The organism is Agrobacterium sp. 10T429 (genome assembly GCF_056393925.1).
The window spans coordinates 148,928-160,705 of the sequence record NZ_JBFTGV010000010.1 but is presented as its reverse complement, the minus strand read 5'-3'; the positions used below and the strand labels follow the sequence as shown (position 1 = coordinate 160,705).

The window sequence follows — 11,778 nt, the reverse complement described above, 5'->3', positions numbered from 1 at the left end:
CGCCCCAACCTTAGCCCATTCGTTCGGACATATATTCGCCCGGCGAAGCTGGAAACACCACGGTCTTATTGCCGTTGAGGAAGACACGGTGATGGATATGGGCATGAATGGCGCGCGCCAGAACCTGGCTTTCCACGTCCCTCCCGAGGCTCACATAATCCATGCCGCTCTGGGCATGGGTGACGCGGATCGTGTCCTGTTCGATGATCGGGCCTTCATCGAGATCAGCGGTGACGTAGTGGGCCGTCGCGCCGATCAGTCGCACGCCGCGCTCATAGGCCTGCTTGTAAGGGTTTGCGCCCTTGAAGGAAGGCAGGAATGAATGGTGGATGTTGATGATGCGGCCAGACATTTCCTGACACAGCCGTTCCGACAGAACCTGCATGTAGCGCGCCAGCACGACGAGTTCGGCGCCTGCATCGCGCACCACCTGCAGTATGGCCGCCTCGGCTTCCGGTTTCGTCTCCGGCGTGACGCGAATGTGGTGAAAGGGAATATCCTCGTTCACCACCTGCTTCTGGTATTCGAGGTGATTGGAGATGACAGCAACAATCTCCACAGGCAATGCACCAATGTGGGAACGATAGAGTAGATCGTTCAGGCAATGGCCGAAGCGTGAAACCATGATCACGACTTTCGTTTTCCGCGAGAGATCATGGATATCGTATTCCATGTCGAAATCGGCGGCGACGGAAGCGAACCCTGCGACGAGAGCAGCGGGTTCCATCCCTTCCTCCGAAACGAAGCTCAGCCGCATGAAAAAGCGGCCCGTTTCCAGGTCGGTGAATTGCGAACTGTCGTTGATGTTGCAGCCGGACCGCGCGAGATATCCGGACACGGCGGCAACGATGCCGCTGCGTGCCGGGCACGCGACTTTCATGACATAGCTGGTCAAATCCTGCTCCCCTTGATGGATCAGCGATCGGGCACATTGGCGGTGATGCCGCCCTGCCCGATCATGGCTAACGAGACCGATAATAGCGTGTTACGCGCCGTAGATCGGGAAGTCTTCACACAGCGCTGCAACCTCGGCCCGCACGTTGGCCTCAATCTCAGCATTGCCTTCGGCACTGACAGCCAGCGCGTCGATGACGCGCAGGATCAGCACGCCGATCCGCTCGAATTCGGCCACGCCAAAACCGCGCGTGGTGCCGGCCGAACTGCCGAGCCGGATGCCCGAGGTGACGAAGGGCTTTTCCGGGTCGTTGGGAATGGAGTTCTTGTTGCAGGTGAGGCCTGCCCGCTCAAGAGCGATTTCGGCAACCTTGCCGGTAACGCCCTTCGGACGCAGATCGACCAGAACCATGTGGCTGTCGGTTCCACCAGACACGATCCCCAGACCGCCATCCGTCAGCACTCGCGCCAGAGCCTGAGCATTGGCGATGACCTGACCGGCGTAGTCGGCAAAATCCGGCCGCAGCGCCTCGCCGAAGGCCACGGCCTTGGCGGCGATGACATGCATCAGCGGGCCGCCCTGATTGCCGGGGAAGACGGCCGAATTCAGCTTCTTCGCCAGATCGGCATCATTGGTCAAAATGACGCCGCCGCGCGGGCCGCGCAGGGTCTTGTGGGTGGTGGAGGTGACGACATGGGCGTGCGGCACCGGGTTTGGATATTTGCCGCCGGCGATCAGGCCGGCATAATGGGCCATGTCGACCATCAGCCATGCGCCAACCTCGTCGGCGATCTTGCGGAAGCCTTCGAAATCGATCTGGCGCGGATAGGCCGAGGCGCCTGCGACGATCAGCTTCGGTTTCGTCTCTAGCGCCTTTGCCCGCACCTTTTCCATATCGATCAGATGCGTCTCTGCATCCACCTCATAGGAGACGACATCAAACCACTTGCCCGACATGGTGACCGGCGAACCGTGGGTAAGGTGGCCGCCATGGGCCAGCGAAAGCCCCATGATTCGGTCGCCCGGCTGAAGAAGTGCCAGAAACACCGCCTGATTGGCCTGCGCGCCGGAATGCGGCTGAACGTTCGCGAACTCCGCACCGAAAAGTTGCTTCAGCCGGTCGATGGCGACCTGCTCGACCTTGTCGACGAATTCGCAGCCGCCATAATAGCGTTTGCCGGGATAACCTTCGGCATATTTGTTGGTCAGCACCGAGCCTTGCGCCGCCAGAACGTCGGCGGACACGATATTCTCCGAAGCGATCAGTTCAATCTGGGTTTTCTGGCGATCGAGTTCCTCGGCGATGGCGTCGGCAATCACCGTATCCGAAACGGCATTATGGGACAGACGGTTGAGCATTGTTTCCTCCTCAAGGATCAGGCGATTTCGGCGGCGAGTTCCTTGCAGCCGGTTTCAAACAAATGGCCGAGATGCGGCGCGAAACTGTTCCAGATATCCATACGGAAACCATCCGGCGCATCGCGCCACAGCACCACGGTCACGCCATCGAAAATCGTTCTGCGGGCCTCGCCAACCGGAATGGTGTCGATGTCGCGGGCGCAGCCAAGTGTCAAAAGCTCGGCGGCGAGCGGCCCCTTGATCGCGAGCGTCACTTCCCTTCCGGAAATATCGACGAGACTATGCGGATGGCCGGCATAAACGCCAGCGCAGGCCGCAATCACCCCGTCGACCGCGCCAACGGGAGCAAGGATCGTCCATTCGTCGGGACCAAGTCGCACGGCCTCAATTTCGCCTGCAGCAGTACGAGCGCCGATCCGGTCGGGCAAGGTCAGGCCAAGGGCTCTATTGAGCGGTACCAGATCGCCGCGCGCACGCAGCGACAGCCGCCCCTGCGCGGCCAATATGCTGACCCGGGCTGCTTTGCTCTCGGCCAGCGTGCCGGGAACGGGGGAGGAAACGCGCATATTCATTGTCATCTCCGGGTCAGATCTTCAGGCGGGTGTTTTCGGGATCGACAAAGACCATCCCGGTGATTTTTGCGGCAATCGTGCGTTCGGGCATCGGAATATAGACGGTCTCTCCCATCCGCTCATGGCCGCCCTCGACCAGCGCCAGCGCAATCGGCTGGCCAACCGCATCCGAATGATAGGATGAGGTGACATGACCGACCATTTTCATCGGGATAGGCTGCTTCGGATCGAAGACAATCTGCGCGCCCTCTTCAAGCTTCGAGCGGTCTTCGGTCAGAAGACCGACGAGGTGACGACGGCCCTTGGCGACGAGATCGGGGCGCGCGAGGCCACGCTTGCCGACGAAATCCGGTTTGGTCTTGCCCACGGCCCAGCCCATCGCGGCATCATAGGGCGTGACCGTGCCGTCGGTATCCTGGCCGACGATGATGTAACCCTTTTCGGCACGCAGCACATGCATGGTTTCCGTGCCATAGGCGGTGATGCCGTATTGCCGGCCGGCCTCCCACAGGATTTCCCAGAGCTTGCGGCCAAGCGGCGCGGGCACGTTGACTTCGAAGCCGATCTCGCCGGTGAACGACACCCGGAACAGCCGCGCCGGCATGCCGGCCACCGTGCATTCCGCGCAGGACATATGCGGGAAAGCCTCTTCCGTCAGCTCGACGCCCTCGACCAGCGGAGCGAGCAGCTTTGCCGCATTCGGGCCGTTCAGCGCAATGGTAGACCATTGCTCGGTGGTGGAAGTCAGCCAGACGTTGAGATCCGGCCATTCGGTCTGGAGGTAATCCTCCATCATGTTCATCACCCTTGCCGCACCGCCGGTGGTGGTGGTGACGTGGAAGCGATCCTCGGTCATGCGGCCGATGACGCCGTCGTCGCGAATGAAGCCGTCATCACCCAGAAGCAGGCCGTAACGGCAGCGGCCCGGCGCGAGCTTCGACCACGGGTTGGTGTACATGCGGTTCATGAACTCGACCGCATCCGGCCCGACGACCTCGATCTTGCCGAGCGTCGAGGCGTCGAACATGCCGAGGCTTTGCCGCACCGCCCGGCATTCGCGGCCGACCGCCGCATCCATGTCTTCACCTGGTTTGGGGAAGTACCAGGCGCGCCGCCATTGGCCGACCGGTTCGTAAACCGCGCCATTTCCCTCAGCCCAGCTGTCGATCTGCGTCTTGCGCGTCACCTCGAAATGCTGGCCGCGATGATAACTGGCGAAAGCGCCGAAGGTCGTCGGCGTATAGGGTGGGCGGAAGGTCGTCAGGCCTACTTCCGGCTGGCGTTTGCCGAGCGCTTCTGCCGCGATGTTGAGGCCGTTGATATTGGACATCTTGCCCTGATCGGTCGCCATGCCGTTGGTGGTGTAGCGCTTGACGTGCTCGATGGAGCGCATGCCTTCGCGCACGGCCAGCCGCAGATCCTTGGCGGTCACGTCGTTCTGGTAATCGACGAAGGCCTTGGCCTTGCCGGCATCGCGATCGCTCGGCAATTCCGTCAGCGATACGCCGCTGCCGGTGCGGTCGTGCTCCACCGCATAGTCGCGGGTATCGCCCGTCTTGCCCAGGGCTGCAGCGATCTTCCGGCCCTGCTCGGCGCCATCCTTCAGCACCGCTTCAATGCCCCAAAGCCCGCGCCCGGCGCCGGCAATTGCACAATCCTCATTGGTCGTGGCCGGCAGGAAGGTGGTCCGCTGGTCGTCCCAGGCAATCTTGCCCTGCGTATGGGAAAACAGATGCAGCGACGGCGTCCAGCCGCCAGACATCAGCAACGCATCACAGGCAATTTCCTGCCCCGCGCCGACCGTGGAGCCATTCACCGGATTGACGCGGACTGATTTCACACGCAACCGGCCCGAAGTCGCCGTCACGGTATGCGACAGCCGCACCGGAATGCCGAGCGCGCGCGCCTCGTTCACCAGTTCCTCGCGCACCTTCGCACGGGTATCGACGATGGCCTGCACCCGCGCGCCTGCGCCATGAAGATCGAAGGCGGCATACCAGGCGCTGTCATGGCTCGTCACCACCACCGGCCTGTTGCCGACCTTGACGCCATAGCGGTTCAAATAGGTCTGGGCGGAGCCCGCAAGCATCACGCCCGGCCGATCATTGCCATGGAAGACCAGCGGTTTCTCGAGAGCCCCCTGCGCCAGCACCACATGGCGCGCCCGCACCCGCCACAGGCGTTCACGCGGCATGTCCTTGGTCACGGTTTCGAGATGGTCGGTCAGCTTTTCGCAAAGGCCGATCATGTTCTGGTGGTAGTAGGCAATCGCCGTCGTGCGGGTCATGACCCTGACGCCGCGCTCCTTCAGCGCCTTCAACTCGTCCGCCAACCAGTTCCATGCTGGCTGGCCGTCGATCTGCGCCTGCGGCTCGGACAGCAGCGTCCCGCCGGCTTCGGCATTTTCGTCCACCAGCACGACCTTAAGACCATCGACCGCCGCTGCGCGCGCCGCAGCCAGACCCGCAGGACCGGCGCCGACGATCAGCACGTCGCAATGCAGGTTGCGCGAGGCATAGGTATCGGGGTCTTCTTCCGTGGGCGAGACGCCGAGACCGGCCGCCGCGCGGATGAAGGGCTCATAGACCTTGTTCCAGAAGCTCTTCGGCCACATGAAGGTCTTGTAGTAAAAGCCCGCCGAAAACAGCATATAGGCCATGTCGTTGACTGCACCGATATCGAATTTCAGGCTGGGATATTTGTTCTGAGACGTGGTTTCCAGTCCGCTCCAGATTTCCTGCACCGTGGCGCGGGTATTTGGCTCGAACCGGCCGGAGCCGCGGCGGGTGCCGATCAGCGCATTCGGCTCCTCGGAACCCGCCGCTACAGGGCCGCGCGGGCGGTGGTATTTGAACGAGCGGCCCATGAGATGTACGCCATTGGCGAGAAGCGCGGAGGCGACCGTATCCCCCTTTACGCCGCGATAGGTCTTCCCATCGAAGGTGAAGCTTACCGAGCGGGCGGCATCCACCCGGCCACGGCCGGGAACGCGATAGGAACTCATTTCGACACCTCGGAGCTGGCTGGTGCGCTGGATAGGGAGGAGAGATCAGGACGCGGCTCGCCTGCGCGATAGGTCGTCAGGAAACGGTCGCTCACCGTGTCGCGCACCGCATTGAAGAAGCGACCGCAGCCATGCAGGTGCCGCCAGCGCTCGAAATGCGGACCCCTGGCGTTTTCGCGGATGAACAGGAATTCTTCCCACTGTTCATCACTCTGAGATGAGGGGTCGGCCGCGCGCACGACATGGGCCTGCCCGGCATAGGTGAATTCGGCTTCGGGCAGCGTTTCATGGCAATAGGGGCAACGGATCAGCAGCATGGGTTAACTCCTCAGTGCGCCACGGCAGCGGCGGCGGCCTCGTCGATCAGGCGGCCGGAGCGGAAACGCTCCAGCGTGAAAGGCGCGTTGATCAGGTGCGGTTCGTTTTTCGCGATGGTCCAGGCGAAGGTGTGGGCAGCGCCCGGCGTGGCCTTGAAACCACCCGTGCCCCAGCCGCAATTGACATAAAGCCCGTCGACCGGCGTCTTGCCGAGAATGGCCGAGCGATCCGGCGTGACATCAACAATGCCGCCCCATTTGCGCAGCATCCGCATGCGGTTGAAGATCGGGAAGATTTCGACGATGGCGGCGATCGTATGTTCGATCAGCGGCAGGCCGCCGCGCTGCGAATAAGAGGTATATTGATCCGTACCCGAACCGATCACCAGCTCACCCTTGTCGGACTGGCTGATATAAGCGTGAACCGCATTCGACATGACCACGCAGGGGAAGATCGGCTTGATCGGCTCGGATACCAGAGCCTGCAGCGGATAGCTTTCGAGCGGCAGGCGCACGCCTGCGGTATCCATGACCACCGAAGTGTGGCCGGCAGCGGAAACCGCAACTTTTTTCGCCTTGATGAAACCCCGCGCCGTCTCGACACCCGCGACGGACCCGTCGGCATTGCGGCGAATGGCGGTGACCGGGCAATTCTGGATGATATCGACGCCACGGGCGGCAGCACCGCGCGCATAACCCCAGGCAACTGCATCGTGGCGCGCCGTGCCGGCACGTTCCTGAAGCGCACCGCCCATCACCGGGTAGCGGGCGTTTGGCGATATGCTCAGCGGCGGACAATATTCCTTGCATTCTTCCGGGGTAAGCCAGCGATTGTCGACACCGTTCAGACGGTTGGAATGGATGTGGCGCTTGAAGCTCTGCACGTCGTGGACATTATGGGCGAGCATCAGAACGCCGCGCCGCGAATACATGACGTTGTAGTTCAGTTCCTGGCTCAAGTTCTCCCACAGATCGACGGCGTGATCGTAAAGACGCGCGCTTTCGTCGTAGAGATAGTTGGAGCGGATGATGGTCGTGTTGCGGCCGGTATTGCCGCCGCCGAGCCAGCCCTTGTCGATGACAGCGACATTGGTGATACCGTGCTGGCTGGCCAGATAATAGGCCGCACCCAGACCATGGCCGCCGGCGCCGACGATGACCACGTCATATTCGGCTTTTGGCTGGCTGTCAGGCCATTGCTCGTCCCAGTTCTTGTGGCCGGTCAGGGCATTCCGCAGGAGATTGAAGGCATTAAAACGCGTCATGAGCGGGCCTGCTGGTTGGAACTCTCGGTATTCAAAAGCCTACGGAGATTTACAGCGGCCGGGCTGGACAATCGCGTCTGATTGCGTGAATATTTGCGCCATGAGCTCTCATCGCGCCAAGAAACGCCTCAGCGTCGCCTTCCTGCTCGCCGACCGGTTCACGCTGTCGGCCTTCGCCAATTTCGTCGATGTGCTGCGTCTTGCTGCCGATGAGGCTGACCGTTCCCGGCCGATCCTGTGCGAATGGTCCGTGCTGTCGGCGACCCTCGGCAATGTGCAATCGAGCTGTGGTGTGAAGGTGCAACCGGATACGCGGCTCATCGACGCCGTGCATTACGACTATATCGTTGTTGTCGGCGGATTGATCAGCGACCACAGCGCCCTGCCGCCGGAGGCATTGCGGTTCCTGAAAGACCGTGCGGCAGCGGGCACTCCCCTTATCGGGCTCTGCACCGGCGTTTTCATTCTACATGAAGCCGGCCTGCTGGATGGTTATCGCTGCTGCGTCAGCTGGTTCCACCATCAGGATTTTCTCGACCGTTTCGACGCCGAGCAGATGGTTTCCGACCAGCTCTTCGTCATAGATCGCAACCGCCTGACCTGTTCGGGCGGCCATGGTGCTGCGCATCTGGCGGCGTTCCTTGTGGAGCGCCATGTCGGCCAGTCGGCCGCCATCAAAAGCCTCAATATCATGATGATCGACAGTGCGCTCAGCGGCGAAAAACCCCAGCCCGGCCAGCAGAGCACCAGAACGGCAACCGATCCCCTGGTCAGAAAGGCGATCCTGCGCATGCAGCAGAACATCGAGGTTCCGAGAACCGTGCTGGAACTCGCGCGCGATCTCGGCCTTGGCCGACGCAGCCTCGAACGGCGTTTCCTTGGAGACCTGAAAGCAACGCCCTCCAAGGTCTATCTTGAGCTGCGGCTCGACCGCGCCCTTTCCCTCCTGCGCACCACGCGTGACCCGATCACCCAGATTGCGCTCGCCACCGGGTTTTGCGATGCCCCACACCTTTCCCGTACACTTCGTGCCGAGCGCGGCTTCAGCCCCAGCGAATATCGCAAAACGCAGATTGGCCACACGACAACGGACGAAGAATTCGCCGTCGGCGTGTTGTTGCCGCAACCTTGAGGCTTTGCTGTTCACCTGCCAAAAGTCGGGCCCTGCAAAAAATAGATCAACGTAATTGATATGGTCAGACTTGCCCGTACCGGTATAAAAGTCCCCGATCCTGTTTAGGGGAGCCGTGGGGGGTATGGGATGAATTCAGAGCGTCGTGGCGTTCTCGCGCTTTTAGGCGGCCTTGTGCTGGGAAGACCGTCTGTCGGCAAGGCCGCGAGCAACGTTCCGGCAGTTGCCCAATCCCGCTCCGAATACAAACCCCGCCATGTCCTTTGTTTTCTCGGCCCGGAAAATGGTCTGGCAGCGCTGCAGCAGAGCGCTCGCGCCGCTATCGATAAATTTGCCGGCGATTTCAGTCTCGATGAGGATTATTCGCAGGATGAACCGGACGACAGGATGGAACGCTCCTTCAATGTCTGCTGGGATCGTGTCGAGCCGGACGCCTATCAGGAGAGTGACGAGGAGGCAGTCGCAGGCCACGGCTCGGTTCTTTATGTGCTCGGCCCGTCAATGGCCGCGGAAACAGCCGTGGCGACCTGCGGTAAAGCCCTGATGTTCGTGCACCACATGCTCGATAGTGGCGCAGTTGCCGTAAAGGGTGAAAGCGCCGGCGTTGCCCATGGTGTGCAGCGGTGGAAGGAACTCTTCGAACAGTCGCGCCGTAACGCGACCGCAAACGACGCCCTGGCATTCGCCAGAACCTGCCGTCTAGCCTTCGCGCGCCGGCCAATCGGCGGCGATGCCGACGGAATGGGGAGCGTCGGCTTTCATCTGGTCGGATTGCCTGACGTGGAGATACACTTCACCCGAAAAGACCAGCAGCAGCCCTCAACCAATAGCGAGCAGCTGAAGATCGCCGCGCTGATTGACGATATCGCCGATCAAATGACCCGCGACGGGGTTGAAGCGGCCGTGAAGGATCGTCGTGCCGACCTGTCCGATGACACGCGGTATGAGGAGGACGAATATAAATTCAATCCGTTCGGCGTTGCGACCATTCGAGACCACAAGCTTTGACGCCACGCCTATAATGATGCGGGGCCTGGGTCGCTCTCTCCGGCGACAAGCTGCATCGGCCAGACGCAGTAACGCGCCTGATTTGGGTAAAACGGCGCATAGGCCGGCATGGTAGACAGAAGCGTCTGCGCGACCATTACACCGAGATCATGCAGGGACATGCGGAAACTGGTCAATCGCGGTTCGAGAAACTGGCCGCGTGGACCATCACGAAAACCGATGACCGCAAGATCCCGTCCCGGTTTCAGACCCACTTCCGCCAGACGGCGATAAAGGCCAAGGGCCATCAACTCATAGATCAGCACAAGCGCGGTTGGCCGGGGCCGCATCTGTAGCCACTCGCTGGCGGCGTGATATCCGCCCTGCTCGCTCGATTTCGCCCGGATGACCAGAGAGGGATCGTAAGCAATGCCGTTCTCCTCCAGTCCGCGCCGGTACCCGTCCATGAAAACATAACCGAGATTGACGTCGCTATCGGGTGCAGCAACCGCAATGGTACGATGACCGGCAGCGGCGAGCCGGTTGACGGCACTGCGCGCAACCTCCTCGAAATCGAGATCGATCCACGCATGATCGGCGCTGGAAGAGGTGCGGCCGAGCGTTACGAAAGGCAAGCGGGTCTGCTTTAAAAAATCGACACGCTTATCGACACGGCGGGTCGAGGAAATGATCATCGCATCCACCATGCGGCGCGCCACCATGCGCTTTAGATATTCGTCCGGGTCTTCCTCACCGGGACACGGCAGAACGATAAGATCGAGATTGTGAGCGGAAAACACGCTTTGCAAACCATCCGTCACTCCCATGAAGAAGTTGTCGGAGTTCTCCACCGTCTGCGCGTCGCTGCCGGTCATCAGGCCGATGACGTTAGTCGTCCCCTGCCTGAGGCTGCGGCCTGACTGGTTTGCGACATAGCCAAGTTTTTCCGCCGCCTCCAGAACACGCCGCCGCGTCTCCTCGTTAACGTCGGGCTTGCCGTTCAAGGCACGGGAAACGGTGCCTATCGATATCTCCAGATAATCGGCAAGCTGACGAATTCCTTTCATGCACTCCCCCTCCTGAGCCGGGTACGAAATATGCGTCCCCAATAACGGTATTGACATATCTAACATGATCATCCTAGTGTCGTAAACGTTTACGACGCTCTGCGCAAAGAGGAGTTTGCCCAGAGACCGGGGAGAGAAGATGACATACAATGCCGTTTTATGCGGGTGCGGAGCTATGGCCAAAGGCTGGCTGCGCGCCATTCAATCGACGCCGGACATTCTCGGCGCGATCAAGATCGTCGGCTTCGTCGATCTGAACGAAGACACGGCACGCGCGCTTGCCGAAGAATTCTCCCTTACCGACGTCATCATCGGCGTCGATCTTCGCGATGTTCTCGCACGGACCAAAGCCGACATCCTGTTCGATGTCGTCATCCCGCAGGCACGGTATGCCGTGGTTGAAACCGGTCTTGCAGCCGGGTGCCATGTGCTCAGCGAAAAGCCGCTTGCGGCCTCGATGGAAGAAGCCGAAAAGCTGGTGGAACTGGCGGAAAAGGCCGGAAAAATTCATGCTGTGGTGCAAAACCGGCGCTTTATCTCCGGCATCCGGCGGCTGCGCCGGGCCGTGGAAGACGGCATTATCGGTGATTTGACGGCCATTCACTGCGACTTTTTCCTCGGACCCCATTTCGGCGGTTTCCGCGAGGAGATGAAGAACGTTCTTCTTCTCGACATGGCGATCCACACTTTCGATGCGGCGCGTTTCGTCGCCGATGAAAAGCCGCTCTCCGTGTTTTGCGTGGAGAAAAATCCGGCAGGCTCCTGGTACGCCCACGGGGCAAGCGCCAATGCCATATTCGAATTCTCCAACGATGTGGTCTTCACCTATCGCGGCTCCTGGTGCGCGGAAGGCGAAAGAACCAGCTGGGAAGCCCGCTGGCGGCTGATTGGCTCCAAGGGCATGATCCTCTGGGACGGCGAAGACTATTTCTCCGCATCCGTCGCCGGCGAAGAGCCGGGTCTTCTACGCGGATTCAAAACCGTAAACGTTTCCGACAGTATTTCTGAGAAGGATACGCACGGCCACGCCAGCGTCATACTCTCGTTTCTTCAATCCATCCGTACCGGCCAGATGCCGGAAACGGCCTCCTTCGACAACATCAACAGCCTGGCAATGGTGATCGGCGCAATTGAAAGCGCCCGCATCGGCCAGCGCGTTTCCATCGCAGCATAAGGACCG

10 protein-coding genes are annotated in these 11,778 nt (G+C 60.8%); 3 read left to right on the top strand and 7 right to left on the bottom strand.

The genetic code is table 11. The features are described from left to right. Positions 1–10 precede the first annotated feature (10 nt). The 6 genes from purU to AC1DCP_RS20885 all read right to left on the bottom strand — a co-directional run bounded on the left by purU (position 11) and on the right by AC1DCP_RS20885 (position 7,412). Entirely contained in the window at positions 11–895 is an 885-nt protein-coding gene (gene purU / locus AC1DCP_RS20910) for a formyltetrahydrofolate deformylase (protein ID WP_065658472.1), read from the bottom strand. A 90-nt stretch (positions 896–985) separates the two neighbouring features. Next, positions 986–2,254, bottom strand: coding sequence for a serine hydroxymethyltransferase (gene glyA, locus AC1DCP_RS20905; RefSeq protein WP_076845363.1), 1,269 nt, complete (start codon positions 2,252–2,254; stop codon positions 986–988). Between the two features lie 17 nt (positions 2,255–2,271). Beyond that, the gene (gene soxG, locus AC1DCP_RS20900; protein ID WP_162694312.1) at positions 2,272–2,826 is read right to left on the bottom strand and encodes a sarcosine oxidase subunit gamma family protein; all 555 of its coding nucleotides are present in this window, start codon (positions 2,824–2,826) and stop codon (positions 2,272–2,274) included. 13 nt (positions 2,827–2,839) lie between these two features. Next, entirely contained in the window at positions 2,840–5,830 is a 2,991-nt protein-coding gene (locus AC1DCP_RS20895; RefSeq protein WP_076845359.1) for a sarcosine oxidase subunit alpha, read from the bottom strand. Beyond that, positions 5,827–6,147: a sarcosine oxidase subunit delta gene (locus tag AC1DCP_RS20890; protein ID WP_019566908.1), complete on the bottom strand. Its 321-nt coding sequence runs from the start codon at positions 6,145–6,147 to the stop codon at positions 5,827–5,829. Before AC1DCP_RS20890 ends, AC1DCP_RS20895 begins: the two co-directional genes overlap by 4 nt. An 11-nt stretch (positions 6,148–6,158) precedes the next feature. Beyond that, positions 6,159–7,412 (bottom strand): sarcosine oxidase subunit beta family protein, encoded by a 1,254-nt coding sequence (locus AC1DCP_RS20885; protein WP_019566907.1) that lies wholly within the window; start codon positions 7,410–7,412, stop codon positions 6,159–6,161. 100 nt (positions 7,413–7,512) lie between these two features. Between AC1DCP_RS20885 and AC1DCP_RS20880 the strand changes: the two genes are divergently transcribed. After that, complete coding sequence (locus AC1DCP_RS20880) at positions 7,513–8,544, top strand: GlxA family transcriptional regulator (RefSeq protein ID WP_019566906.1); 1,032 nt, start codon at positions 7,513–7,515, stop codon at positions 8,542–8,544. Between the two features lie 129 nt (positions 8,545–8,673). Next, positions 8,674–9,552: a hypothetical protein gene (locus AC1DCP_RS20875; protein WP_111842414.1), complete on the top strand. Its 879-nt coding sequence runs from the start codon at positions 8,674–8,676 to the stop codon at positions 9,550–9,552. A gap of 8 nt (positions 9,553–9,560) precedes the next feature. Here AC1DCP_RS20875 and AC1DCP_RS20870 read toward each other — a convergent pair whose 3' ends face one another. After that, entirely contained in the window at positions 9,561–10,598 is a 1,038-nt protein-coding gene (locus AC1DCP_RS20870; protein WP_003518158.1) for a LacI family DNA-binding transcriptional regulator, read from the bottom strand. Between the two features lie 139 nt (positions 10,599–10,737). On the opposite strand from AC1DCP_RS20870, the gene AC1DCP_RS20865 reads away from it, so the two are divergent. Beyond that, entirely contained in the window at positions 10,738–11,772 is a 1,035-nt protein-coding gene (locus AC1DCP_RS20865) for a Gfo/Idh/MocA family protein (protein ID WP_076845355.1), read from the top strand. Positions 11,773–11,778 lie beyond the last annotated feature (6 nt).

What these genes read in the sequence shown, in the direction of transcription:
- AC1DCP_RS20875 (WP_111842414.1), top strand. Translation starts at nt 8,674, where the DNA reads ATGAATTCAGAGCGTCGTGGCGTTCTCGCGCTTTTAGGCGGCCTTGTG.
- AC1DCP_RS20870 (WP_003518158.1), bottom strand. Translation starts at nt 10,598, where the DNA reads ATGAAAGGAATTCGTCAGCTTGCCGATTATCTGGAGATATCGATAGGC.
- glyA (WP_076845363.1), bottom strand. Translation starts at nt 2,254, where the DNA reads ATGCTCAACCGTCTGTCCCATAATGCCGTTTCGGATACGGTGATTGCC.
- AC1DCP_RS20895 (WP_076845359.1), bottom strand. Translation starts at nt 5,830, where the DNA reads ATGAGTTCCTATCGCGTTCCCGGCCGTGGCCGGGTGGATGCCGCCCGC.
- AC1DCP_RS20880 (WP_019566906.1), top strand. Translation starts at nt 7,513, where the DNA reads ATGAGCTCTCATCGCGCCAAGAAACGCCTCAGCGTCGCCTTCCTGCTC.
- soxG (WP_162694312.1), bottom strand. Translation starts at nt 2,826, where the DNA reads ATGAATATGCGCGTTTCCTCCCCCGTTCCCGGCACGCTGGCCGAGAGC.
- AC1DCP_RS20890 (WP_019566908.1), bottom strand. Translation starts at nt 6,147, where the DNA reads ATGCTGCTGATCCGTTGCCCCTATTGCCATGAAACGCTGCCCGAAGCC.
- AC1DCP_RS20885 (WP_019566907.1), bottom strand. Translation starts at nt 7,412, where the DNA reads ATGACGCGTTTTAATGCCTTCAATCTCCTGCGGAATGCCCTGACCGGC.
- AC1DCP_RS20865 (WP_076845355.1), top strand. Translation starts at nt 10,738, where the DNA reads ATGACATACAATGCCGTTTTATGCGGGTGCGGAGCTATGGCCAAAGGC.